26 protein-coding genes are annotated in these 22,551 nt (G+C 64.5%); 19 read left to right on the forward strand and 7 right to left on the reverse strand.

Annotated elements, in window-relative coordinates; all coding sequences use genetic code 11:
- The first annotated feature begins 3 nt into the window (after window positions 1–3).
- Genes IGS61_RS11195 through IGS61_RS11210 form a run of 4 tightly spaced genes read left to right on the forward strand, consistent with a single transcriptional unit; the run spans window position 4 to window position 2,626 of the window.
- Window positions 4–330: a flagellar protein FliT gene (locus IGS61_RS11195; RefSeq protein ID WP_230539663.1), complete on the forward strand. Its 327-nt coding sequence runs from the start codon at window positions 4–6 to the stop codon at window positions 328–330.
- Between the two features lie 17 nt (window positions 331–347).
- Window positions 348–1,535 carry a flagellar hook-length control protein FliK gene (locus tag IGS61_RS11200; protein WP_230539664.1) on the forward strand — a complete coding sequence of 396 codons (1,188 nt, stop codon included), beginning with the start codon at window positions 348–350 and terminating at the stop codon, window positions 1,533–1,535.
- A complete protein-coding gene (locus tag IGS61_RS11205) occupies window positions 1,528–1,854 on the forward strand; it encodes an EscU/YscU/HrcU family type III secretion system export apparatus switch protein (RefSeq protein ID WP_034787205.1) in 327 nt (108 codons plus the stop codon). The genes IGS61_RS11200 and IGS61_RS11205 overlap by 8 nt, the downstream gene beginning before the upstream one ends.
- 25 nt (window positions 1,855–1,879) lie before the next feature.
- Window positions 1,880–2,626 carry a flagellar brake protein gene (locus IGS61_RS11210; protein ID WP_230539665.1) on the forward strand — a complete coding sequence of 249 codons (747 nt, stop codon included), beginning with the start codon at window positions 1,880–1,882 and terminating at the stop codon, window positions 2,624–2,626.
- 92 nt (window positions 2,627–2,718) lie between these two features.
- Here IGS61_RS11210 and fliE read toward each other — a convergent pair whose 3' ends face one another.
- Window positions 2,719–3,021 carry a flagellar hook-basal body complex protein FliE gene (fliE, locus tag IGS61_RS11215; RefSeq protein WP_230539976.1) on the reverse strand — a complete coding sequence of 101 codons (303 nt, stop codon included), beginning with the start codon at window positions 3,019–3,021 and terminating at the stop codon, window positions 2,719–2,721.
- Here fliE and IGS61_RS11220 point away from each other — a divergent pair.
- The 14 genes from IGS61_RS11220 (at window position 2,918) to fliR (ending at window position 14,711) form a co-directional block, all read left to right on the forward strand.
- On the forward strand, window positions 2,918–3,274 hold the full coding sequence (locus IGS61_RS11220) for a hypothetical protein (protein ID WP_230539990.1): 357 nt from the start codon (window positions 2,918–2,920) through the stop codon (window positions 3,272–3,274). The two genes, fliE and IGS61_RS11220, sit on opposite strands and share 104 nt — an antisense overlap.
- A gap of 86 nt (window positions 3,275–3,360) precedes the next feature.
- Entirely contained in the window at window positions 3,361–5,076 is a 1,716-nt protein-coding gene (fliF, locus tag IGS61_RS11225; RefSeq protein WP_230539666.1) for a flagellar basal-body MS-ring/collar protein FliF, read from the forward strand.
- The gene (gene fliG / locus IGS61_RS11230) at window positions 5,069–6,067 is read left to right on the forward strand and encodes a flagellar motor switch protein FliG (protein ID WP_034787109.1); all 999 of its coding nucleotides are present in this window, start codon (window positions 5,069–5,071) and stop codon (window positions 6,065–6,067) included. The genes fliF and fliG overlap by 8 nt, the downstream gene beginning before the upstream one ends.
- Before the next feature lie 43 nt (window positions 6,068–6,110).
- Window positions 6,111–6,812, forward strand: a complete 702-nt coding sequence (locus tag IGS61_RS11235; RefSeq protein ID WP_230539977.1) for a flagellar assembly protein FliH — start codon at window positions 6,111–6,113, stop codon at window positions 6,810–6,812.
- Window positions 6,813–6,901: 89 nt separating this feature from the next.
- Entirely contained in the window at window positions 6,902–8,218 is a 1,317-nt protein-coding gene (gene fliI, locus IGS61_RS11240; RefSeq protein ID WP_230539978.1) for a flagellar protein export ATPase FliI, read from the forward strand.
- Between the two features lie 32 nt (window positions 8,219–8,250).
- On the forward strand, window positions 8,251–8,691 hold the full coding sequence (fliJ, locus tag IGS61_RS11245; RefSeq protein ID WP_230539667.1) for a flagellar export protein FliJ: 441 nt from the start codon (window positions 8,251–8,253) through the stop codon (window positions 8,689–8,691).
- 19 nt (window positions 8,692–8,710) lie between these two features.
- Window positions 8,711–9,991, forward strand: a complete 1,281-nt coding sequence (locus IGS61_RS11250; RefSeq protein ID WP_230539668.1) for a flagellar hook-length control protein FliK — start codon at window positions 8,711–8,713, stop codon at window positions 9,989–9,991.
- Window positions 9,992–10,177: 186 nt separating this feature from the next.
- Entirely contained in the window at window positions 10,178–10,690 is a 513-nt protein-coding gene (fliL, locus tag IGS61_RS11255) for a flagellar basal body-associated protein FliL (protein ID WP_230539669.1), read from the forward strand.
- 6 nt (window positions 10,691–10,696) lie between these two features.
- On the forward strand, window positions 10,697–11,683 hold the full coding sequence (gene fliM / locus IGS61_RS11260; protein WP_230539670.1) for a flagellar motor switch protein FliM: 987 nt from the start codon (window positions 10,697–10,699) through the stop codon (window positions 11,681–11,683).
- Window positions 11,684–11,734: 51 nt separating this feature from the next.
- Window positions 11,735–12,169 carry a flagellar motor switch protein FliN gene (fliN, locus tag IGS61_RS11265; protein WP_034754038.1) on the forward strand — a complete coding sequence of 145 codons (435 nt, stop codon included), beginning with the start codon at window positions 11,735–11,737 and terminating at the stop codon, window positions 12,167–12,169.
- On the forward strand, window positions 12,166–12,753 hold the full coding sequence (gene fliO, locus IGS61_RS11270; protein WP_230539671.1) for a flagellar biosynthetic protein FliO: 588 nt from the start codon (window positions 12,166–12,168) through the stop codon (window positions 12,751–12,753). Before fliN ends, fliO begins: the two co-directional genes overlap by 4 nt.
- 7 nt (window positions 12,754–12,760) lie before the next feature.
- The gene (fliP, locus tag IGS61_RS11275; protein WP_230539672.1) at window positions 12,761–13,546 is read left to right on the forward strand and encodes a flagellar type III secretion system pore protein FliP; all 786 of its coding nucleotides are present in this window, start codon (window positions 12,761–12,763) and stop codon (window positions 13,544–13,546) included.
- Window positions 13,547–13,555: 9 nt separating this feature from the next.
- Window positions 13,556–13,825 (forward strand): flagellar biosynthesis protein FliQ, encoded by a 270-nt coding sequence (gene fliQ / locus IGS61_RS11280; RefSeq protein WP_035821365.1) that lies wholly within the window; start codon window positions 13,556–13,558, stop codon window positions 13,823–13,825.
- A 22-nt stretch (window positions 13,826–13,847) separates the two neighbouring features.
- A complete protein-coding gene (gene fliR / locus IGS61_RS11285) occupies window positions 13,848–14,711 on the forward strand; it encodes a flagellar biosynthetic protein FliR (RefSeq protein ID WP_230539673.1) in 864 nt (287 codons plus the stop codon).
- Here the strand turns inward: fliR and IGS61_RS11290 are convergent, their stop codons facing one another.
- Window positions 14,712–15,365 (reverse strand): LysE/ArgO family amino acid transporter, encoded by a 654-nt coding sequence (locus tag IGS61_RS11290; protein ID WP_230539674.1) that lies wholly within the window; start codon window positions 15,363–15,365, stop codon window positions 14,712–14,714.
- A gap of 73 nt (window positions 15,366–15,438) precedes the next feature.
- Between IGS61_RS11290 and IGS61_RS11295 the strand changes: the two genes are divergently transcribed.
- Window positions 15,439–16,341, forward strand: coding sequence for a LysR family transcriptional regulator ArgP (locus IGS61_RS11295; protein WP_230539675.1), 903 nt, complete (start codon window positions 15,439–15,441; stop codon window positions 16,339–16,341).
- Between the two features lie 9 nt (window positions 16,342–16,350).
- Here the strand turns inward: IGS61_RS11295 and IGS61_RS11300 are convergent, their stop codons facing one another.
- From IGS61_RS11300 to flgJ, 5 genes are all read right to left on the reverse strand, one after another.
- A complete protein-coding gene (locus IGS61_RS11300) occupies window positions 16,351–17,610 on the reverse strand; it encodes an MFS transporter (protein WP_230539676.1) in 1,260 nt (419 codons plus the stop codon).
- Between the two features lie 48 nt (window positions 17,611–17,658).
- Complete coding sequence (locus tag IGS61_RS11305) at window positions 17,659–18,102, reverse strand: MarR family winged helix-turn-helix transcriptional regulator (protein WP_230539677.1); 444 nt, start codon at window positions 18,100–18,102, stop codon at window positions 17,659–17,661.
- Window positions 18,103–18,270: 168 nt separating this feature from the next.
- Window positions 18,271–19,512, reverse strand: a complete 1,242-nt coding sequence (flgL, locus tag IGS61_RS11310) for a flagellar hook-associated protein FlgL (RefSeq protein ID WP_230539678.1) — start codon at window positions 19,510–19,512, stop codon at window positions 18,271–18,273.
- 51 nt (window positions 19,513–19,563) lie between these two features.
- Window positions 19,564–21,531 (reverse strand): flagellar hook-associated protein FlgK, encoded by a 1,968-nt coding sequence (flgK, locus tag IGS61_RS11315; protein WP_230539679.1) that lies wholly within the window; start codon window positions 21,529–21,531, stop codon window positions 19,564–19,566.
- 88 nt (window positions 21,532–21,619) lie between these two features.
- Complete coding sequence (gene flgJ / locus IGS61_RS11320) at window positions 21,620–22,546, reverse strand: flagellar assembly peptidoglycan hydrolase FlgJ (RefSeq protein WP_230539680.1); 927 nt, start codon at window positions 22,544–22,546, stop codon at window positions 21,620–21,622.
- Window positions 22,547–22,551: the final 5 nt, after the last annotated feature.

Raw genomic sequence — 22,551 nt, forward strand, 5'->3', positions numbered from 1 at the left:
CCCATGATGACGAATCAAGAAGTCCTGACCACCTACGAAGCCATGCAGACCCTGACGGGCCAGATGGTGACCGCCGCCACCAACGCCGATTGGGACGCACTGGAAGTGCTGGAACAGCGCATCAGCGCGCATGTGGCAGCGTTGAAGGCGAATGAAGCAAAAGTCGTGCTGGAGACCTCCGGCCGCCAGCGCAAGGTCGCCCTGATCAAGCAGATCCTGGAAGACGACCGCAAGATCCGCGACCTGACCATGCCGTGGATGGCACAATTGTCCAAGCTGATCAACAGCACCGGCACGGAGCGGCGCCTGGCCAACGCCTACGGCGCGTAAGCGCGCGCGGGGGCGCCATGTTGCCGAAGATGGATGCCATCGGCATGACGCCCCTGACCCCGGTCAAGGTTACGCGGGCGGCCGATGCCGTCGCCGACCCGCGCCAGGCCGAGTTCCAGCGCTCGCTGCAAGGACTGATCGGCAAATCCCTGCAGGGTCAGGTACTGGCCCGCATGGGCGATGGCAGCTATCTGGTACGTGTGGCCGGCACGCCGGCACGCATGCAACTGCCCGCCGGCGCCCAGCCGGGCACGGAAATCCCGCTGACCTTGATCGGCATCAATCCCCGCCCTTCTTTTCAAATCGGCAATAATCGTGACCAGGCCGCCAGCCCCCAGCTGACGTATGCGGACGCGGAAGCCGAGCCCGAGGCTGCCGACCTGCGCGGCCCCCAGGCCGGCGCCGCCCAGGCCGGCACGCGCGCCAGCAGCACGGCCGCCACCCTGCTCAGCCGCGCACCCCTGACACCCGCCAATCTGCTGCCCGCCCTGGCAGGCGACACGCCCGCGCCCGAGCTGAGCACCACCGCGCGCGCCATCAGCACTGTGCTGAGCCAGGCGGAAAGCGTGCCCGGTGCGCCCCTGGCCCTGGTCGGCAAGACGCCGCTGATGGCCACGCCGGGCGCCAATCCCGCCCAGGTAGCCCAGAACCTGCGCGACGCCGTCGGCAGCAGCGGCCTGTTCTATGAATCGCATGTGGCCGAATGGGCTGAAGGCAAGCGTCCGCTCGCGTCGCTGCTGCTGGAGCCGCAAATGCAGAAGGCCCAGCCAGGAGAAACGCTCAGGACGGGCACCGACCTGGCCTCGGCACAACTGATCAATTTGCAGCTGCACACCCACGAACAGGCGCGCGTGCAGTGGCAGGGCGAAGCCTGGCCCGGCCAGAAGATGCAGTGGGATATCAGCCGCGATGCGCCGGAAAGCCAGCAGCACGAGGGGCGCGACGGCGACGAGGAAGCGACGGCCTGGCGCAGCAATGTGCGCTTCCAGTTTCCCCTGCTGGGCGACTTGGCCGCGCACGTGGTCTTGCAGGGCGGCCGGGTGGCCATCCAGATGCAGGCCGGCAGCGAAGGCAGCGCCGCCACCCTGCGCCAGCATGCGGCACGGCTGGAAGCGGCGCTGGAAGCGGCTGGCTGGCCCTTGGCGTCGCTGACGATCGCCGGCAAGCAGGACGCTGCCGTGCCGGTGGAAGCCGATGATGCTTGACGATACCAGGCGCAAGGTGCCGCAGACGGCCGTCGCGCTCGCCTACCAGAGCGGCACGCCGGCGCCCAAGGTGGTGGCCAAGGGCAGCGGCCTGATCGCGGACCAGATCATCAGCACGGCGCGCGAACACGGCGTCTTCGTGCATGAATCGAAGGAATTGGTGGCCTTGCTGATGGATGTCGACCTGGACCGCCAGATTCCGCCGGGCCTGTATCGGGCGATTGCGGAACTGCTGGCCTGGTTATATCATATTGAATCTGCGAATGGCGGGCCGATCCCGCCGCCGCCCGACACCAGCGTCAACCTCACCGATACATAGACAGGCATCAATGCAAGCACATATTATGGATTCCGGCCTCGAAAACTGGCATGATTTTGAAGTGGAATCGCGGCGGGAAATCATCGCCTTGCTGCGCAGCATCAGCGAAAAGAACCAGCTGATCCGCATGCTGATCCACGGTGAATCCGATGTGTGCGTCACTTCCATCCTGGATGTCGATGCCGACCGCAATACCGTCATCCTCGACCGTTCCGTGAACGCCGACCAGAACCGGCGCATGGTGGCCGCCACGGGCATTTCGTTTGAAACCTCGCTCGACAAGATCCGCATCCTGTTTGCCAGCGCCCTCGTGGAAGAGTGCAGCTACGGCGGCACGCCCGCCCTGAAAATTGCCATTCCAGAAACATTGATCCGCTTGCAGCGGCGCGAGTACTACCGCATGACGACGCCCGTGAGCAATCCCGTGCGCGTGGCGATTCCCCTGCCGCCCTCGCTGGGCGGCGCCGACACCCTGTTCCCGCTGGCCGACATCAGCTGCGGCGGCATCGCCATCCTCGACAATAAACTGATGCTGGGCGAAACCATCGGCAGGGACTACCCAGGCTGCCGCATCGACTTGCCCGACGTCGGCATCGTCACCGCGACTTTGCAAATTCGCAATTCGCTGGACATGACCTTGCTGAACAACAAGCTGAACCGCCGCCTCGGCTGCCAGTTCGTCGACCTGCCGCGCAGCATGCTGGCGCACGTGCAGCGCTATATCACGCGCCTTGAACGAGAGCGCAATGCCAGGATGGCAGGGTTGGGCTGATCATAGATAACCCAAAACGAAGACTGGGGTCGGACGGGGACGCCGAGTCCTTAAGGTCCGACCCCGGCCCTTGCGCTTGGGGTTATCATAAGTTACACCTGCATATTCATGATCTCGTGATACGCCGATACGAGCTTGTTGCGCACCTGCACCGTCGCCTGGAATTCGATGCTCGACTTTTGCATCGATACCATCACGTCCGACAGACTGACCTTTTCGTCACCCATGGTAAAGCGCTGGCCCAGCGCCGACGAGGCCTTTTGCGCGCCGCTCACGGAATCGAGCGCGCTCTTGAAGGCATCGGCAAAATTCACCTTCGCTGCCGGCATTTCGGTCTGGATCGCCGGTATTTTCGCCTCCGGCCGCGTGGCCGCCGACTTCAGTTGCGCGATCATCGCCTCGATCCTGCTGCTATCGATACCGCCTGTTTTCACTTTGCCTCCCGATTCTGGTCTGCTGCATAACTGTTCCTTGCCTGTTGCACCCAGAGAACAAAACCCTGGCTTGCAAGGCAACGACGGGTACAATAACTTCCGTCACATGTTGCCAGGGTTCCACAATACCAGCGCCAACGCCAGCCGCTCGGCCGAGCAGGCGGCAAAAGCGCCTTCTATTTGGACGATTGAAGCGCGTGACAGTGGCGGATAATTCTGCATATCGCCCCCTCCTCCTGAGGAAGCGGCCCCCACGCACCACCCAATACCCGTAAATAACACGCGCCCTGGAAGGCAATCATGGCTGTAGCCGAAGAAATCGATGTGAACCGCATACCGCCGGAACCGGCGCCTGCCCGCTCGCCCGTGGAATCCGTGCAAGCCTTCGCCAAGACGCCGATGGGCAAGAATTTCCTGCGCGGCCTGGGCGTGGCGGCACTGGTCGCCATCGGCGTGGCCCTCTACATGTGGAACCAGCCGCCCGAATACAAGGTCCTGTTCTCCAACTACACGGACCGCGACGGCGGCGCCATCACCGCGTCGCTGGACCAGCTGGGCATCAAGCACAAGTTTTCCGAAGGCGGCGGCGCCATTCTCGTGCCGACCGAGCAAGTCCACGACGCCCGCCTGAAGCTGGCCGCGCAAGGCTTGCCGAAAGGCGGCAACGTGGGCTTCGAGCTGATGGAAAACCAGAAGCTGGGCGTGTCGCAATTCCTGGAACAGGTCAATTTCCAGCGCGCACTGGAAGGCGAACTGGCGAAATCGATCGAATCGGTGTCCGCCGTCGACACGGCGCGCGTCCACCTGGCCCTGCCCAAACCGTCCGTCTTCGTGCGCGACCAGCAAAAACCCACGGCTTCCGTGCTGCTGAACCTGCATCCGGGCCGCGGCCTCGACCAATTGCAGGTCAGCGCCATCGTGCACCTGGTGGCGTCCAGCGTGCCGGAGTTGCTGCCGATCAATGTCACCGTGGTCGACCAGGCCGGCACCTTGCTGTCGAACCAGGAAAAGGACAAGGACCGCGCCAACGGCATCAAGAGCCTGGACCCGAACCAGCTGAAGTACGTGCAGCAATTGCAGCAAAGCGTGATCAAGCAGGTCGAATCGATCTTGCTGCCCATCGTCGGCGAAGGCAATGTGCGCGCCGAAGCGACGGCCGATGTTGATTTTTCGCAAAGCGAGCAGGCGGCCGAAACCTACAAGCCGAACTCGCCGCCGGAAGCGTCCACCATCCGCAGCCAGCAGACGAGCGAATCGACGGGCGCCGGCAATGCCAACCCGTCCGGCGTGCCGGGCGCGCTGTCGAACCAGCCGCCTGGCGTGGCCACGGCGCCGCTGACGGCCGAGGCACCGGGCGCTCCGGCCGGCGCGCCGACGGCGCCCACGCAAAAGGAATCGACGACGAATTATGAAGTCGACAAGACCGTGCGCTACGAGCAGAAATCCATGGGCGGCCTGCGCCGCCTGTCGGTGGCCGTCGTCGTCAACTACCGCCGCAGCATCGGCAAGGATGGCAAGGTCACGGTCACGCCGATTTCGCCTGCCGAAATGGTGCAGATCAATAACCTGGTCAAGGAAGCGATGGGCTACAACAAGGAGCGCGGCGACAGCTTCAGCGTGGCCAACTCGCCGTTCGACGGCATCGACCGCGCGCCGGAAGGCAAGCTGGAGTGGTGGCGCGACCCGGCCAACTTGCCGCTGGCCAAGGAACTGGCGAAATTCCTCATCACGGCCCTGATCCTGCTGTATATCTTCATCAAGATCGTGCGCCCGATGCTGCGCCCCGTGATGCGCAAGATCGACGATTTCGGCGCGCCGCCGCCCGTGATCGAGCCGGAACTGCCGAAGACGGACGAAGAAAACGAAGTCCTGCTCAGCGAAGCCGAGCTGGAAGAACTGGAAGAAGACACGGCCCGCGGCTACCGCGAAAACCTGGCCATGGCCAGGAAACTGGCGCAGGAAGACCCGCGCGTGGTGGCCAACGTAATCAAAGCATGGATAGGCAATAATGACTGAGACAACGGGACTGCAAAAAGCATCGATCCTGATGCTGGCACTGGGCGAGAGCGAAGCGGCCGAGGTCATGAAATTCCTCGGCCCGCGCGAAGTGCTGAAACTGGGCGCCGCCATGGCCACCATGAAGGGCATCGCGCACGAACAGGTGGTCGAGGTGCTCGACGACTTCCGCGCGCAGACGGAACTCAATTCCACCGTCGGCCTCGATTCGGACGAATACATCCGCCAGGTGCTGACCAAGGCGCTGGGCGACGACAAGGCGTCCGTGCTGCTGTCGCGCATCCTGGGCGGCAAGGACGCGTCCGGCATCGAATCGCTGAAATGGATGGATTCGCAATCCGTGTCCGAGCTGATCCGCAACGAACACCCGCAGATCATCGCCACCATCCTGGTCCACCTGGAACGCGACCAGGCGTGCGAAATCCTCGGCCATTTCACGGACCGCCTGCGCAACGACGTGGTGCTGCGCATCGCCACCCTGGACGGCGTGCAGCCGGCCGCCTTGCGCGAACTCAACGATGTGTTGACGAAACTGCTGTCCGGTAACGAAAACATCAAGAAATCGTCGCTGGGCGGCGTGCGCGCGGCGGCCGAGATCCTGAACTTCATGAGCGGCGAGCAAGAAGGCTCCGTCATGGACAATATCAAGAACTACGACAATGACATGGCGCAAAAGATCATGGACGAAATGTTCGTGTTCGACAACGTCATCGATATCGACGACCGCGGCATCCAGCTGCTGCTGCGCGAAGTGCAGTCGGAAATGCTGATCATCGCCCTGAAAGGCGCTTCGCAGGAGCTGCGCGACAAGATCTTCAAGAACATGTCGCAGCGCGCCGGCGAGATGATGCGCGAGGACCTGGAATCGAAAGGCCCCGTGCGCCTGTCGGAAGTGGAATCGCAGCAGAAGCAGATCCTGCAGATCGTGCGCCGCCTGGCGGACGAAGGGCAGATCGTATTAGGCGGAAAAGGCGAGGATTCGTTTGTCTAATCTGATTCCCAAAGAGCAGCAAACCGCCTACCAGCGCTGGGAAATGACCTCGTTTGGCGACGAGCGCCCCAGCGTGGTGGCGGCGCGCAAGCTGCTCGAACCGGATCCCGAACCGGAAATCGACCCGTTTGCCGAGCTGCACGAGGAGGAGCTGGCCCCGCCGCTCGAATACCCGACACAGGAAGAACTCGACGCCATCCGCGAGGAAGCGCGCGCCACGGCCTTCGACGAGGGCCGCGCGGCCGGCTATGCGGAAGGCCACGCGGCCGGGCATGCCGATGGCCATGCGCAATCGTATGCGGAAGGCAAGGCTGCCTCCGCCGTGGAACTGGCGCACCTGCAAACCATCGCCGTCGACTTCGGCACGGCCGTGCAGCAGGCCGACGAGCTGATCGCCAACGACGTCATGGAGCTGGCCCTGCAACTGGCCAAGGGCATGCTTAAGACGGCCTTGCCCGTGCGCCCCGAACTGATGCTGCCGATGGTGCGCGAAGCCATCGAATACTTGCCCGTACTGCAACAACCTGCCTTGCTGATGCTCAACCCCGAAGACGCGCAAGTGGTACGCGACGGCATCGGCGATGAACTCGACAAGGGTGGCTGGCGCGTCATCGAAGACCCGTCCGTGGAACGCGGCGGTTGCAAGATCGACACGGCCAGCAACCAGATCGATGCGCAGGCGTCCACACGCTGGCAGCGCCTGACGCATGCGCTGGGCAAGGACCTGGACTGGCTGGCGCCGTGAGCGAGCCCGTCAAAGGCCCCACCGCCCATGCGGCGCGCTGGCGCGCCTACCTGAGCGACTGTACGGCCGTGGTCGGCTTTGTGGAGCCGATGCAGATTTCGGGCCGGGTCACGCGCGTGGCCGGCCTGGTGATGGAAGCGGTGGGCCTGCGCCTGGCCGTCGGCGCCGCCTGCACCGTGCCGCTGCCGAATGGCGGCCGGGTCGAGGCGGAAGTCGTGGGTTTTGAAGGCGACCGCCTGTTCCTCATGCCGCAAAGCGACGTCGAGGGCATCGTGCCCGGCACGCGCGTATTTTCCGTCGAACCGGCCATCCCCCGCCCCGGCAGCGTGGCACACCCGCGCCGCCGCCCCAGCGACCGCGCGCGCCACCTGCCCGTGGGGCCGCAACTGCTGGGCCGCGTGCTCGACGGCGCGGGCCGGCCGCTCGACCAGCTGGGCCCGCTGCACACGACCGACAGCGCGCCCATCAACGTGCGCCCCGCCAACCCCCTTGGCCGCGCGCCCATCGTCGATACGCTCGACGTGGGCGTGCGCTCGATCAATGCCATGCTGACCGTGGGCCGTGGCCAGCGCATGGGCCTGTTCGCCGGTTCCGGCGTCGGTAAAAGCGTGCTGCTGGGCATGATGGCCCGCTACACGGAGGCGGACGTGATCGTCGTCGGCCTGATCGGCGAACGGGGCCGCGAAGTCAAGGAATTCATCGAGCAAATCCTGGGGCCGGAAGGCCTGGCCCGTTCCGTCGTCGTGGCCGCGCCGGCCGACACGCCGCCGCTGATGCGCCTGCAAGGGGCCGCGTATGCGACGGCGATCGCCGAACATTTCCGCGACCAGGGGCAAAACGTGCTCTTGATCATGGATTCGCTGACCCGCTACGCCATGGCGCAGCGCGAAATCGCCCTGGCCATCGGCGAGCCGCCCGCCACCAAGGGCTATCCGCCATCCGTCTTCGCCAAGCTGCCCGTGCTGGTGGAGCGGGCCGGCAATGGCGAGGAAGGCGGCGGCTCGATCACCGCCTTCTACACCGTGCTGACCGAGGGCGACGACCAGCAAGACCCGATCGCCGACTCGGCGCGCGCCATCCTGGATGGGCATATCGTGCTGAACCGCCGCCTGGCCGAAGCGGGCCATTATCCCGCCATCGACATCGAGCAATCGATTTCGCGCGCCGCCCACTCGATCACCACGCACGAACACCAGCAGCAGGCGCGCAAGCTGAAACAGCTGTATTCGCGCTACGAGCGCAGCCGCGACCTGATCAGCGTGGGCGCCTACAGCGCCGGCACCGACCCCGTGCTGGACCAGGCCATCGCCCTGCACGATAAGATCGAAGCGTTTTTGCAGCAGCAAATCACGGAGCGGGTCAGCATGGACGAGAGCTTGGGGCAACTTACCGCTCTATTTGACTGATTAGGGCTTGCACAGCGGGAATATAATCAGCCATGGCTTCTCCTTCCCAACTTGCAACCCTGATCGACCTCGCCCAGCGCGAAACGGATGATTGCGCCAAGCGCCTGGGCGCGGCCCTGAAAGCGCTCGACGATTGCCGCCAGAAGCTCGACATGCTGTCCGGCTACCGCGACGACTATGCCAAGCGCTTCGAGACGAGCATGAGCAGCGGCATCACGCCCATGGCCTACCGCAACTTCCAGGCCTTCATGGTCAAGCTCGACAGCGCCATCCTGGGCCAGCAGCAAGTGGTCGAGCATGCGCAAGCGCGCAGCGAGAATGAAAAGATGCGTTGGCAGCTGGCCGAACGCAAGCGCATGTCGTACACCACCCTGAACAACCGGGCGCAGGAACAGGCGCTGAAGCTGGAAAACAAGCGCGACCAGAAAGCAATGGATGAGCACGCGGCGCGACAAGCCTATTACAAACGCTAAGCAACACTGAGGCAGCATCATGCAAACCCAGCCAACCCCGATTTCCCAGATCGTCTCGCCGAACGCCACGCCGGGCGCCGCCAACCGCAGCCAGCCGTCCACCGGCGGCACGGCGGGCGACTTCCAGCGCACCCTGAACCGCCAGATCGAACAGCGGCAGGCCAGCCGCGCCATGGAGCAAGCGCAAGCACCCGCACCGGCGGCCCGCCCAGCCAGCCCTGCCGCCACGCCGCCCCCCGCGCCCCAGGCGCCCGCCAGCGAAGCGAAGCCGGCGCAAGCGGGCACCGAACCGGCGGCCGGCAGCGAGCAGCCGCCCGCCCCGGTTGCCGAGGCGGCCAAGCCAGCCAATGGCGATGCTTCCAGCACCGCGGCTGAGGCCAGCGTGCCCGCCGAAACCGCGCCGCCAGCCGATCCGGCCGCCGACATGCTGGCCCTGGTAGGCAGCATCCAGCTGGCCATCCAGCCGCCGGCAGCCAAGGCCGTGCCGGAACAGCCCGCGCGCGCCGGCATCAAGGTCGATGCCAAGGGCCTGGCCACGGGGCCATTGCTGGCAGCCGGCCAGGGCAGCGGCAAGGCTGCCGCCGCCACGCCAGCGGACAGCGGCGACTTTGCCGCCAGCCTGGGCCAGGCCCAGGGCAAGGCAGTTGCCGGCAGCAGCCAGCCAGGCGCCAGCTTGCCAAGCGGCAAGGCCGAGGCGGGAAAACTGGCCATCGATGCCCAGTTGGCCGCCACCGCCAAGGCCGGCGCCGCCGTGGCCGAACCGATTCTCAAGGAAACTCCTGCCGACCTGAGCCGCCTGGCGGCCCAGTTGCAGCCGGGCGCGCTGCAGCAGGCTGCCGCCGCCGTGGCCGTGCCGGCCGACAAGCTGACGGGCCGGGTCGGCACGCCGGCCTGGGACCAGCAGCTGGGGCAGAAAGTCGTGTGGATGGCGGCCGGTGGCGACCAGAGCGCCACCCTGACCCTGAATCCGCCCGACCTGGGCCCGGTGCAAGTGGTCCTGACCGTCACCAATGACCAGGCCGATGCCGCCTTCATGTCGGCCCAGCCCGAAGTACGCCAGGCGCTGGAAGCGGCCATGCCGCGCCTGCGCGAAATGATGAGTGAAGCGGGCATCGCCTTCGGCAGCGCCACCGTCTCGGCCGGCACGCCGGAACAGCAAAACCAGGGCGAGCGTGCCGCCTCTGGCGAGCGCCGCGGCAATGGCCAGGGCGGCGGCGTAGCGGGTGGCGAAATCGCCATCGCGCCAGCGGCGGGCACACGCGGCCGGCCCAGCCTGAGTGCCGTGGATACCTTTGCCTGAGGACAATTCGTCGTCCGCCAGCCGCTGGCGCGCCCCAAGGCGTAACTTTTCGTCTAAAAACAGCGAGTTGAGGGCGCTTCCGCCCTCTTTTCACTGCATCCTTCTGCGCAGAATTTGCCGATAATGACATAATGGCGTCGTGATCCACTTCCATGCACTCGAGTACCATTGAAAGCAAATCCAAAAATGAAAGCAGATCCGAAAGCAGATGCAGGCCTGGCCCCGGCCGGCGCCTCGAAAAAGAAGCTTCTGATCATCGTGCTGGCCTCGGTGCTGGTGGCTGGCGGCGTCGGTGGCGGTGCCGCCTGGTATTTCCTGCATGGCAAGGCCGATAAGGAAGAAGCGGCGCCCAGCAAGAAGAAACATGCCGCTTCCAAGGCAGGTCCGCCCGTTTTCGTGCCCATCGATGCCTTCACCGTCAACTTGCAGCCGGAAAATGGCGAGCAATACCTGCAAATCGCGTTTACCTTGCAGGCCAGCAGCCCGGAAGAAATGGACTTGATCAAGGTCAACATGCCGAAAGTGCGCAGCCGCTTGTTGCTGCTGCTGTCGGGCAAGAAAGCATCCGAACTCAATACCGTGGAAGGCAAGCAGCAACTGGCGGCCGAAATCATCAATCAGGTGAACCAGCCGTTCGAGGACAAAGGGCCGGAGCAGGACGTGACGGACGTATTATTTACCGCATTCATCATTCAATAAGCAGCCATGGCCGATAATTTCCTCTCCCAGGAAGAAGTCGATGCCCTTCTGAAGGGCGTCAACGGAGACCAGGACGACGCGCAGGCGCCGGAAGATGTCACGGGAGTTCGTACCTACAACCTGGCAACCCAGGAGCGCATCGTGCGCGGCCGGATGCCAACGTTGGAAATTATCAACGAGCGTTTCGCCCGCCTGCTGCGCGTGGGCCTGTTCAACTTCCTGCGCCGCAGCGCGGAAGTGTCGGTGGGCTCCGTGCGCGTGTCGAAATACAGCGAGTTCATCCGTAACCTGGTGGTGCCCACCAATCTGAACCTGGTGCACATGAAGCCGCTGCGCGGCACGGCCCTGATGGTCTTCGATCCGGGCCTCGTCTTCTTGTTGGTCGACAATCTGTTCGGCGGCGACGGACGTTTTCATACGCGCGTCGAGGGCCGCGACTTTACGCAGACGGAGCAGCGCATCATCCTGCGCATCCTCGACATCGTCTTCGAAGCCTATACCAAGTCGTGGGAGCCGGTCTTCCCCGTCGAGTTCGAATATATCCGTTCAGAAATGAACACGCAGTTCGCCAACATCGCCACGCCGAACGAAGTGGTGGTGGCGTCCACGTTTACGGTGGAACTGGGCTCCGTTTCCGGGCAAATCCACTTCTGCATGCCGTATTCGATGATCGAGCCGATCCGCGACTCGCTGACCTCGAGCCTGCAGGGCGAAGCGCTGGAAGTGGACAAGCGCTGGATCCGCCTGATGACGCAGCAGATCCAGATCGCCGAAGTCGAGCTGGTGGCGTCGCTGGGCACGGCGCGCGTGTCGTTCGACGAGATTCTGAACATGAAGGTGGGCGACATCATCCCGCTGAATATTCCCGAACTGATCGCCGCCACCGTCGACGGCGTGCCCGTGATGGATTGCACGTATGGCGTGTTGAACGGACAATATGCGCTGAAGGTTGAAAAGTTATTGGCCAATTCCGATAACATGAGTAATCACTAAATAAATATCCGGGTCGCGCTGCGGCCCGCATCTGTACAACAGGAGAAACACATGTCTGACAACCAAGACGACCAAAGCGCGGAAGACGATTGGGGCGCGGCCATTGCCGAGCAGGCCAAGGCGGAAGCGGAAGCGCTGCAGAACCAGGCCGCCAATACGGCCAGCGCGGCCAGCGCCGCCGTGTTCAAGGACTTTTCCAAGCAGGCTTCAAAGTCGGAAACGCACAACGATATCGATTTCATCCTCGATATCCCCGTGCAGCTGACGGTCGAACTGGGCCGCACCAAGATCGCCATCAAGAACCTGCTGCAGCTGGCACAGGGTTCCGTGGTCGAGCTCGACGGCCTGGCCGGCGAACCGATGGACGTGCTGGTCAACGGCTGCCTGATCGCCCAGGGCGAAGTGGTGGTGGTGAATGACAAGTTCGGCATCCGCCTGACCGACATCATCACGCCTTCCGAACGCATCCGAAAACTCAATAAATGAAGCCTGGCCTGTTGATTTCCACCGTGCTGCCGCTCCTGGCGGCATGCAGCATTGCCCACGCGGAACCGGCAGCCGCGTCGGCGCCGGCGGCCAGCGCCGCCAGCGCCAGCGCGCCGGGCGAGGTTGCTGTTGAGAAAGCTGCGGCTGTGCCCGCCGCTGCCGAGACGGCCCCCGCGCCTGCCGCCGCCCTGCCCGCCATGCCGCCCGGCGCCCCGATGACGATGGCGCCGACAAGCTCGGCCGGCAGCCTGCTGCAAACCATCCTGGCGCTCGTCTTCGTGCTGGCCCTGCTGATCGGCCTGGCCTGGTTCATGAAGCGCTATGGCCCGAAAGTGATGGGCGGCAACAGCAAGATGCGCGTCGTCAGCTCGCTCAACCTGGGCGGACGCGAACGCATCGTCCTCGTCGAAGTGGCCGACCAGTGGATCGTCGTCGGCGCCTCGCCCGGCAGGATCAATGCGCTGGCCACCATGCCGCGCCAGGAAGGCGAGTTGCCGCAACTGGCCACGGCGCAAAACGGCCCCGCGGCCGCCAATTTTTCCGAATGGCTGAAACAGACCATCGAAAAACGCAATGGGAAATAAGCAGGCAATGAAGCACGTGACGCGGACGCAAGCGCAGGTATTGAGCAATATCAAGACTCCCCTGACCTGGCTGCTGGCGGCAGCCGCCCTGGCCTTGCCGCTGTGGGCACTGGCCCAGCCGGGCATCCCCGCCTTCAGCAGCACGCCGGCGCCGGGCGGCGGCCAGAATTACTCGTTGCCGGTGCAGACGCTCATCCTGATGACGTCGCTCACCTTCCTGCCGGCGGCCTTGCTGATGATGACCTGCTTTACGCGCATCATCATCGTGCTGTCGCTGCTGCGCCAGGCCATCGGCACGCAATCGGCGCCGCCGAACCAGGTGCTGGTGGGCCTGGCCCTGTTTTTGACCCTGTTCGTCATGGGCCCCGTGTTCGACAAGATCTATACGGATGCGTATCAACCGTATCAGGAAAACAAGATCACCATGCAGCAGGCGATGGACAAGGGCGTCGATCCCCTGAAAACCTTCATGCTCAAGCAGACGCGCCAGGCCGACCTGGCCCTGTTCGCCAAGATGTCGCGCTCGCCGGCCCTGCAAGGCCCGGAAGACGTGCCGCTGCGCATCCTCGTGCCCGCCTTCGTCACCAGCGAGCTGAAAACGGCGTTCCAGATCGGCTTTGCCATCTTCATCCCGTTCCTGATCATCGACATGGTGGTCGCCAGCGTGCTGATGTCGATGGGTATGATGATGATGTCGCCGGCGACCATCTCGCTGCCGTTCAAGCTGATGCTGTTCGTGCTCGTCGATGGCTGGCAGTTGCTGCTGGGCTCGCTGTCACAGAGTTTTTACTAGGGGAAATAAATGACACCCGAAAGCGTCATGACCCTGGGCCGCCATGCGATGGAAATCACCCTGATGGTGGCCGCGCCCATGCTGCTGGTCGCCCTCATCATCGGCTTGATCGTGAGTATTTTCCAGGCGGCCACGCAGATCAACGAGGCGACCCTGTCCTTCATCCCCAAGCTGGTCGGCATTTTCGTCGCCCTCGTCGTGGCCGGCCCGTGGATGCTGTCTGTCATGCTCGACTATATGCGCCAGGTATTTACCGGCATTCCGAACCTGGTCGGCTAGGCATGGGGCCGCGGCATACGCCATGCTGACCCTGTCGAGCATCGAACTGAACACGTGGATCGCAGCACTGCTGTGGCCGCTTAGCCGCATCCTCGGCCTGATCGCGGCCGCCCCCCTGTTCGGCAACGCGTCCGTGCCGGCCACCGTCAAGGTGACCCTGGGCGCGCTGCTGGCCATGATCATCGCCCCCACCGTGCCGGCATTGCCTGCCGTCAACCCGATGTCCTTGCCCGGCTTGCTGATCCTCACGCAAGAGATGCTGGTGGGCCTGGCCATGGGCTTTTCCATCCGCATCGTGTTTTCCGCCATCGAAATGGCCGGCGAGATCAGCAGCCTGACCATGGGCCTGGGCTTCGCCTCGTTCTTCGACCCGCAAACCAAGGGCAGGTCGTCCGCCATCAGCCAGTTCCTCGTCATGCTGGCCACGTTGATGTTTCTCACAGTCAATGGCCATCTGGTCTTGCTGGCGGCGCTGGCGGAAAGCTTCATCAGCCTGCCGATTTCATCGAGTCCCATCAGCGGCGGCGGTTTCCAGCAACTGGCCGCCTGGGGCGGGGAAATCTTCCGTTCCGGCCTGCAGATTTCGCTGCCCATCATCGCCGCCTTGCTGCTGACCAACGTGGCGCTGGGCATCTTGACGCGCGCTGCGCCGCAGCTGAACATTTTCGGGATCGGCTTCCCCGTCACCCTGGGCGTGGGCTTGCTGGTGATCAGCATGGTCTTGCCCTACCTGGCCACGCCGTTCCAGAACATGTTCCTGCGCGGCATAGAAACGGCGCGGCTGCTGCCGCGCGGCTTTGCCACGCGCGACCGGCCGCCGCCGCCCGCGCCGCCGAATCCCCTGCGCCCTGCGTCACCGGCCAAACCGCTGCCGCCCGCGCCCTGATCAGGGCTGCCAGCCCAGCGCGTGGCGCAGCAGCAAGGCGGACAGCACGAACATGGTGACGCCGATCAAGCCATCGAGCACTTGCCAGGCGCGGGGCCGCGCAAACCATGGCGCCAGCCAGCGCGCGCCATAACCCAGACAAGCAAACCACAGCAGGCTGGCCGCGCTGGCGCCAGCAATAAACCAGCCGCGCAACGCGCCCGGTTGCTGCGCGCCAATACTTCCCACCAGCAATACCGTATCCAGATACACATGCGGGTTGAGCAAGGTAAACGCGGCCGCCTGGGCCAGCACGGCAACCAGTCCCAGTCCGCCCCCGCCCTCGGCGGCGCGCAACTGTTGCGGCCGGCGGGCGCGCCGCAGGGCTTGCCAACCGTAGACGGCCAGGAACACGGCACCGCCCAGCGCCAGCGCGCTGGCCAGCAAGGGGCGCTGTCCCAGCGCATGGGCCATGCCCAGCACCCCGGCGCCGATCAGCGCCGCATCGGCCAGGGCGCAAAACAGCACGATGGCGCCCACATGTTCGCGGCGCAAGCCTTGCCGCAAGACAAAGGCATTTTGCGAGCCGATGGCGACGATGAGTCCCAGGCCCAGGGTCAAGCCCTGGAGAAAGATGGAAAAAGTGGGTGGGGTAGCGGCGATCGAGAGTGTCATGCACGCATCTTGCCTGCCCGATAAAATGAAGGCAAACTACCTTTTCTGTTGCCAATTAAGGAAAACTTCATCCATGCTCGACTATGCATCGCTCAGCGCCCTGGCCGCAGTGATCCGCGAAGGCAGTTTCGAGCGCGCGGCGCGCGCCTTGCACGTGACGCCATCGGCCATTTCGCAGCGCATCCGCCTGCTGGAAGAGCGCGTCGGCTGCGCGCTGGTGATACGCGACCAGCCCTGCCGCGCCACGGACACGGGCCGGCGCCTGTGCCGGCACGTGGACCAGGTGCAGCTGCTGGAACAGGATTTGCAGGGCGCCTTGCCGGCGCTGGCGCAGACAGCACTGGGCGTGCCGCGCGCCAGCGTGCCCGTCGCCGTGAATGCGGACAGCCTGGCCACCTGGCTGGCGCCCGCCATCGCCGCCTTTGCGGCCGCCCACCCGGTGCTGCTGCAAGTGGCCGTGGACGACCAGGACCACACGGCCGAATGGCTGCGCAGCGGCGCCGTGCTGGCCGCCGTCAGCGCCACGGCCCGGCCCGCATCGGGCTGCAACAGCCGCCCGCTGGGCGCCATGCGCTACCTGGCGGCCGCCAGTCCCGCCTTCCTGCAGCGGTATTTTGCCCAGGGCGTCGGTGCCGCCAGCCTGGCCTTGGCGCCCAGCCTCGTCTTCAATGCCAAGGACGAGCTGCAATCGCGTTGGGTGCGGCGCCTGTGCCACCGGCACGTGGAGCTGCCGCGCCATGCCCTGCCTTCTTCGCATGCCTTCGTCACGGCCGCCCTGGCTGGAATGGGCTGGGGCTTGCACCCGCAGGCGCTGATCCAGCCCCATCTTGATACGGGCGCGCTGCTCGAGCTGCTGCCGGATACGCCCCTGGATGTGCAGCTGCACTGGCACACGGCACGCGCCGCCTCCAGCCTGCTCGACGGCTTGAGCGCGGCCATCCTGGCCGCCGCCCGCACGGCCCTGCTGCCGCCCTGAGGGCCAGCGTCAGGACTGGTCGCTGCCGGGCGCCACGCGCCAGCGCAGCAGGTCGGCATTCAAACGCAGCTGCTGATGCTTGACCAGGTAGCGCACGCCGACCAGCGCCGCCGCCAGGCCCGACAGCGCGGCGATGCCCAGCGCCCAGCGCGGGCCGAAGGTGTCGGCCACCCAGCCCACGACGGGCGCGCCCAGCGGCGTGCCGCCGGCCGAGATCGCCAGCACGATGGCCATCACCCGGCCCCGCATGGCGGGCGCCGTCGACAGTTGCACGCTGCTGTTGACGCTGGTGGTAAAGGTTTGCGCAGCAATACCGATGACCACCAGCATCATGCCGAACAGCCAGTAATTGGGCATCACGGCGGCCAGCGCGCAGGCCAGGCCGAACAGCGCCGCCGCTCCCAGCAGCAAGGCCAGCGTCGGCTGGCCCCGCCCCGCCGCCAGCAGGGCACCGGCCACGGAGCCGCACGCCATGATGGAGCTGAGCACGCCATACTGGCCGGCGCCCGCATGGAAGGCCGTCACCGACATGGTCGACAGGAAAATCGGGAAGTTCAGGCCGAAAGTGCCGATCAGGAACAGCATCAGCAAAATAGCCATCAGGTCGGGCCGCTGGCGCACATAGCGGAAACCCTCGCCCAGGCTGGCCCGGCTGGCCTTGACGCGCGGCGCGCGGCGCAGCAATTCCACGCGCAGCAGCAACAGCGAACCGATCACGGCGGCAAAACTGACGGCGTTGATGATGAAGACCCAGCCGCTGCCGACGCTGCTGATGAGTAATCCGGCCACGGCAGGGCCCAGCATGCGCGCCGCATTGAACGAGGTGGAATTGAGGGCCACGGCGTTGGTCAAATCTTCCTCGCCGACGATGTCGGCCACGAAAGTCTGGCGCACGGGCGCATCGAAGGCCGTCACGCAGCCCAGCAGGAAAGCAAACACATACACATGCCACAGTTGTACCAGGCCGCTGATGCACAAGATCCCGAGTCCCAGCGCCAGCAAGCCCATGGCCGCCTGCGTGCACAACAACAATTTCCTGCGATCGAGCAAGTCGGCCGCCATGCCCGTCAGGGGCAGCAACAGCAGTTGCGGGCCGAATTGCAAGGCCATGACGATGCCGACGGCGCTGGCATTGTGCTGCGTCAATTCGCTCAGCACCAGCCAATCCTGCGCCGTGCGCTGCATCCACGTGCCGATATTCGACACGAGGGCGCCGCCGGCCCAGATACGGTAATTGGGATTGCGTAACGAACGGAATGTGTTGTTCATCTGGGCGTGCGGGCTCCTTGCCGGGGTCGTGGTGGAAAATTCAGCGGATCACTCCGCCAAGCGTTTGAGTAAGGCCACCGCTTTGTCCAGCTCGGTGACTTCGGCCGGCGTGAGCCGGGTTTCGATGGTGCGCGCCAGCCAGTCTTCGCGCGCGGCGCGGCTGGCCGCGATCCAGGCGCGGCAGCTGTCCGTCAGGGTCAACAGCGTTTGCCGGCCATCGAGCGGATCGGGCGAACCCGTCACCATCCGCGCTGCCGTCAAGGCTTGCACGGTGGCGGCCATCGACTGGGGCCGCATGCCTTCGGCGCGCGCCAGGCTGCTGGCCGTGGCCGGGCCGTCGCGCTCAAGACGGCTGAGTACGGATGCCTGCGACATGCTGACGTCGCCCAGGTGCGCTTCCTCGCGCAGGCGGCGGCGCAGTTTGCCGACCAGGATGCGCAATTCACCGGCCAGTTGCAGAACTTGTTCGTGGTCTTCTTGCGGGGTGGTCATGGTAGCCGTGTGGTGGATCAACGGCCCCTACTATAACAGATATACAGGTAGACTGCACAGTTTGCCTGCATATCTTGTCAAGATGGCCATCTTGCGGACGCAAAAAAGCCGGGGCAGGGAGATATCCTCCCTGCCCCGGCTTGCCGGTCAGCCCGCGATGCGGACCGCCTAGCTGATGTAATTGAACAGCGACAGGCCCGAGATCGAGGTAAAGGATTTCTGCGCCGCCTGCAGGGTGATCTGCTGCTGGCTGAACTGGGAAATCGCCTTCACCATGTCCAGGTCCTGCAAGCCCGACAGGGTGCTCGCATATTGCAGGTCGAGGTCGTCGCCGGCGCTGTCGAGCGTGTCGAGTTCCTTCAGGCGCGAACCGACTTCCGCGCGCACGGACAGCACATTGTCGTAGGCCGTGTCGAGAATATCGTGCGCCGTGTTCAGGCTGGCCGTCAGGCGCGCCTGCCCTGCGTCGCCCGAGGCCGGCTGGCCCAGCGCGCCGATCAGGTTGGTAATCGTGGTAAAGATCGATTCCTTGCCGCTAGGCTCCAGGGTAAACTTGTCCAGGTCGGCCGGCTTGCCCGCCACATTGACTTGCTGACCGTCAAAGTTGATGGCATCGCCCGATTTATAGGCCACCGGCACGGCGGGATTCGGGATGGTCTGACCCAGGGTCACGTCCGTCACGGTATAGGTCGTTTTGGCATCCGTGCCCGTGCCCGTCACCTGGAAGTCGATCGAGTACTTATGCCCCGTCAACTTGGTGGGATCGGTGACGGTGCCGCCGGAAATAATGCCGGCGCCGCCGCGCGTGAAGTTGCCCGGATCGGCGGCCGTGGTGAACTTGCCGTTGCCCGTCAAATTGTTCTCGAACACGGTCGCGCCCGAGTCGCTGGTGGCCAGGTAGCGGGCCGAACCCACTTGCAGCTCGCGCTGGCCCTGGTCGCCCACGTAGGTGGCGCCGCCCGGCGTCTGGCTGAACGGCTGCGTCGTCGACTTGTAGCCGCCGAACAGATAGCCGCCCGCGTTGTCGGATGTGTTGGCGATGCCCATCAGGTCGGTCAGACGCCCCTTCAGTTCCGTCGCCAGGCTCTGGCGGTCGATATCCTTCAAGGCCGGATTGCCCGCCTTCAGCACCAGGTCCTGCACGTCGGCGATCAGCGAGGTGGTGCTGGCCAGCGCCAGCTCTTCCTGCGACAGGAAATTCTTGGCGTTCGAGCGGTTCGTCACGAATTGCGTATTGATCGATTGCGACTGCGTCACTTCCAGCGCGCGCGCCGAGGCGATCGGGTCGTCGGCCGGCGTCAGGTTGCGGCGGTTCGCCGACAGTTGCATCTGGGTACGGTTCAACGCGCCCTGCAGATTGTTCAGCTGCGTGCTGCCCGCGTCATAGATCATTTTGGTACTGATGCGCATGATGCTGCCCTTCCTGATGGCGGCGGACGCCAGGTGCCGCCGCTTGAATTATTAACGTCCGAGGCCGATGACCACGTCGAACAGGGTGCTGGCGATCTGCATGACCTTGCCGCAAGCCTGGTAGGCTTGCTGGTAGCGCAGCAGGTTGGCCGCCTCTTCATCGAGGTTGACGCCGGAAACGGCCTGCTGCTGCGTGCTGGTCTGCTGCAGCAAGGCCAGACTGGCCAGGCCGCTGACCTGCACTTCGCGCGTCTTGTTGCCGACATAGCTGACGGTTTCCGCGTACGAACCCTGGAACGTGGCCTTGCCGCCGTCGAGAATGTTTTTCGTCTGCAAGCCCGCCAGCAAGGAAGCATTGCGGTTGTCGCCCACGCCGCCCGTGTTCGGCGCGATGGTGAATTTATCGCCCTGCGCCGGCACCCCCGTCATGTTGACGTTGATGCCGCCAAAGCTGAAGCTGTCGCCTTCCGTGTAGGGGATGTTCGCCGTGCCGGCCGGATACGTGGTGGTCGCGCCGTTCAAGCCTTTCACCGTCACGGCCTGGCCCGCGGGGAAGCCCGTCAAAGAGGTGGTCGCCTTGTCATAGGTCAAGGTGACTGGCCCCGTCAAGGCGTTGCCCGGCGTTAAATAGGCTTTGTCCACGCTACCGGCACCGAGCTTGCCGCTGCCCGTGTTGCTGACGGGCGCGGCCGTGGTGATCGGCGCGCCGGCAGCCAGCTTGTTGCGGTCGGTAATCGCCACGGCCAGGTCGGCAGCGCCGTGGGCCGTCGGCCTGACCATGAAGTTGTCGCCTTCGGCAGCCGTGCCCGAGATCGAGAAATCCACGCCGTCGATGGTTTGCGGCACCGTTTGCGGATACGGGTTGATGGTCGTTTTCGCGCCGTCGCTCTGGCGCGTCACCACATAGTTCGTGCCGTCGTACTTCACGGCATAATCGCTGGCCGTCAGCTTGGTCGGATCGCTGACCTTGGCCGACAGCGCGGTCGTGCTGGTCGCGTTGTTGCGGTAGTCGGCGCCAATGACGGGATCGGGCAGCTTGAAGAAGTCGCCCCCCAGGTCGCCATTCAAGTCCTGGCCCAGCTTGTGCTGTTCATTGAAGCTGGACGCGAGCGCGATGGCCACCTTGCCCAGCGAATTCTGGATGCGGTCCAGGCTGCCGCTGCGGAATTCCAGCAAGCCGCCCAGCGCGCCGCCGCTCAAGGAACTTTCCGACAGCTTGGTGACGCTGGTGCCCGTCACATAGCCCACGTCCAGGCGGTGCGGGTCCGTCGGCGACGGCGTGACGGCCAGCTCGAAGTTCTTGTCGCCCACCACCAGCGGCTGGCCCGAGCCGATCGACACGGTAATCGAGTTGCCTGCGCCAGGCTGAACCGTTGCCTTGACGTATTTGTTCAGCTCCGTGATCAACTGGTCGCGCTGGTCCAGCAAATCGTTGGGCTGATTGCTTTCATTCACGGTCAGGTTGGTAATCGAGGTATTCAGGTCCGCGATCTGCTTAGCGTAGGAGTTGATCACCTTCACGTTCGAGGTGATCTGCGAATTGACGCCTTCGCCGATTTCCGTCAGGCGCGCGCTGAGGCCCTGGAAGCGCGCCGTCAGCGAATTGGCGCTCGACAGCAATGCCTGGCGCGACGAGACGGACGAGGGGTTCGAGCTGAAATCCTGCACGCCCTTGAAGAAATCGGCCATCGCCGGCGACAGCCCGGCCGTGGGATCGGCCAGCATATTGTCGATCTGCGTGATCTGCGTGTAATACGCGTCGAGCGAACTGGTGGCCGACTGCGCGGCATTCACCTGGGCCGCCATGAAACCGTCGTACTGGCGCTTGACTTGCGATACCTCAGTACCATTGCCAACGAAGCCATAGCCGGCATTGTTGAACTGCGCCGTCTGCTGCAGCACCACCTGGCGGTTGTAACCGTCCACGTTGGCATTGGTGATGTTATGCCCGGTCGTCGACAGGCCCACCTGCGCTGCAAGCAAACCGCTCTTACCGATGCTGAGTAGATTCGAAGTCATGGTGTCTTATTGGTTACTGTCATGAGTATTAACGGCATCCGCGGACAAAACTTGAAGCGCCCGCGCTGCCTCAGGGTCAGGCGGGGGATTAGCCGACCAGCGAATGCTTGATGATTTTTGTCAGTTTGGCAGCGTAATTCGGGTCCGTCGCATAGCCGGCCTTTTGCAAGCCCTGGGCAAAGGTGCTGGCGTCGCCCGCGCTGGCCAGCACTTTTTCATAGCGTTTGTTGTTGGTAATCAACTGTGCATAATCCTTGAAGCTGTCCGCGTAGCTGTCGTAGGCGCGGAATTTCTCCACCTTGCGCTGCGCCTTGCCATTCACATATTCCGTCGTGACGGCTTCCGTGACCTTGCCCTTCCAGTCGGCGCTGGCCTTGATGCCGAACAGGTTGTGGCTGCTGCTGCCGTCGCGGCTGATGATTTCGCGCTTGCCCCAGCCCGTTTCCAGCGCCGCCTGGCCCAGCATGAATTTGGCCGGGATGCCGGTGGCGCGGCTGGCCTCTTCCGCATGCACGCCCAGCTTTTCCTGGAAGGCGCGCACATGCGGCGCCTGCGTGGCGTTGGCCTTGTCGCTGAGGGTCTTGCCGGCGCCGGCGGCGCTGCCCGCGCCTTCCGTGAGGGCGCCCTGCTGCTGGCGGAACGCGGCCAGCGCCTGCGCCATGCTGGAAGACCGGGGCGACGGCGCTTCGGCGCCGTCGGCGGCCAGCGCCTGGTTCGACGACGACAGCTGGCGGATCAGCACGTCCGCCAGGCCCGTGCCCCGCTTGGCCAGGTTCTGGCTCGTCTGCTGGTCCAGCATCGAGGTGTACATCTTGCTTTGCTGGCTATCCATGATGCCGTCCTGCGGCGTGGCTTCGCGCATGCTTTTCATCATCATGTTGATGAACATGGCTTCGAATTGCGTGGCCGCCTCTTTCAGGGCGGCGGGGTCCTTCGCCTTGGCGGACTGGCGTAAGCCATCCATGCCCTTGACGTCATAGGCGGCGGTATTGCTGAGGTCGGTTTGGCTGATCATGGCGT

The sequence above is a fragment of the Janthinobacterium sp. FW305-129 genome (assembly GCF_020858115.1).
In the GTDB taxonomy this organism is placed as follows: Bacteria; Pseudomonadota; Gammaproteobacteria; order Burkholderiales; family Burkholderiaceae_D; genus Janthinobacterium.

Bases quoted from the DNA above. Each gene is read 5' to 3' on its own strand.
- fliF (WP_230539666.1), top strand. From the start codon at position 3,361: ATGGCTGTAGCCGAAGAAATCGATGTGAACCGCATACCGCCGGAACCG.
- flgL (WP_230539678.1), bottom strand. From the start codon at position 19,512: ATGCGCATCAGTACCAAAATGATCTATGACGCGGGCAGCACGCAGCTG.
- IGS61_RS11200 (WP_230539664.1), top strand. From the start codon at position 348: ATGTTGCCGAAGATGGATGCCATCGGCATGACGCCCCTGACCCCGGTC.
- IGS61_RS11195 (WP_230539663.1), top strand. From the start codon at position 4: ATGATGACGAATCAAGAAGTCCTGACCACCTACGAAGCCATGCAGACC.
- IGS61_RS11205 (WP_034787205.1), top strand. From the start codon at position 1,528: ATGCTTGACGATACCAGGCGCAAGGTGCCGCAGACGGCCGTCGCGCTC.
- fliO (WP_230539671.1), top strand. From the start codon at position 12,166: ATGAAGCCTGGCCTGTTGATTTCCACCGTGCTGCCGCTCCTGGCGGCA.
- IGS61_RS11235 (WP_230539977.1), top strand. From the start codon at position 6,111: ATGACCTCGTTTGGCGACGAGCGCCCCAGCGTGGTGGCGGCGCGCAAG.
- fliG (WP_034787109.1), top strand. From the start codon at position 5,069: ATGACTGAGACAACGGGACTGCAAAAAGCATCGATCCTGATGCTGGCA.
- fliL (WP_230539669.1), top strand. From the start codon at position 10,178: ATGAAAGCAGATCCGAAAGCAGATGCAGGCCTGGCCCCGGCCGGCGCC.
- flgJ (WP_230539680.1), bottom strand. From the start codon at position 22,546: ATGATCAGCCAAACCGACCTCAGCAATACCGCCGCCTATGACGTCAAG.
- IGS61_RS11210 (WP_230539665.1), top strand. From the start codon at position 1,880: ATGGATTCCGGCCTCGAAAACTGGCATGATTTTGAAGTGGAATCGCGG.
- IGS61_RS11295 (WP_230539675.1), top strand. From the start codon at position 15,439: ATGCTCGACTATGCATCGCTCAGCGCCCTGGCCGCAGTGATCCGCGAA.
- IGS61_RS11290 (WP_230539674.1), bottom strand. From the start codon at position 15,365: ATGACACTCTCGATCGCCGCTACCCCACCCACTTTTTCCATCTTTCTC.
- IGS61_RS11250 (WP_230539668.1), top strand. From the start codon at position 8,711: ATGCAAACCCAGCCAACCCCGATTTCCCAGATCGTCTCGCCGAACGCC.
- flgK (WP_230539679.1), bottom strand. From the start codon at position 21,531: ATGACTTCGAATCTACTCAGCATCGGTAAGAGCGGTTTGCTTGCAGCG.
- IGS61_RS11305 (WP_230539677.1), bottom strand. From the start codon at position 18,102: ATGACCACCCCGCAAGAAGACCACGAACAAGTTCTGCAACTGGCCGGT.
- fliP (WP_230539672.1), top strand. From the start codon at position 12,761: ATGAAGCACGTGACGCGGACGCAAGCGCAGGTATTGAGCAATATCAAG.
- fliM (WP_230539670.1), top strand. From the start codon at position 10,697: ATGGCCGATAATTTCCTCTCCCAGGAAGAAGTCGATGCCCTTCTGAAG.
- fliR (WP_230539673.1), top strand. From the start codon at position 13,848: ATGCTGACCCTGTCGAGCATCGAACTGAACACGTGGATCGCAGCACTG.
- fliJ (WP_230539667.1), top strand. From the start codon at position 8,251: ATGGCTTCTCCTTCCCAACTTGCAACCCTGATCGACCTCGCCCAGCGC.
- fliN (WP_034754038.1), top strand. From the start codon at position 11,735: ATGTCTGACAACCAAGACGACCAAAGCGCGGAAGACGATTGGGGCGCG.
- fliI (WP_230539978.1), top strand. From the start codon at position 6,902: ATGCAGATTTCGGGCCGGGTCACGCGCGTGGCCGGCCTGGTGATGGAA.
- fliE (WP_230539976.1), bottom strand. From the start codon at position 3,021: ATGATCGCGCAACTGAAGTCGGCGGCCACGCGGCCGGAGGCGAAAATA.
- fliQ (WP_035821365.1), top strand. From the start codon at position 13,556: ATGACACCCGAAAGCGTCATGACCCTGGGCCGCCATGCGATGGAAATC.
- IGS61_RS11300 (WP_230539676.1), bottom strand. From the start codon at position 17,610: ATGAACAACACATTCCGTTCGTTACGCAATCCCAATTACCGTATCTGG.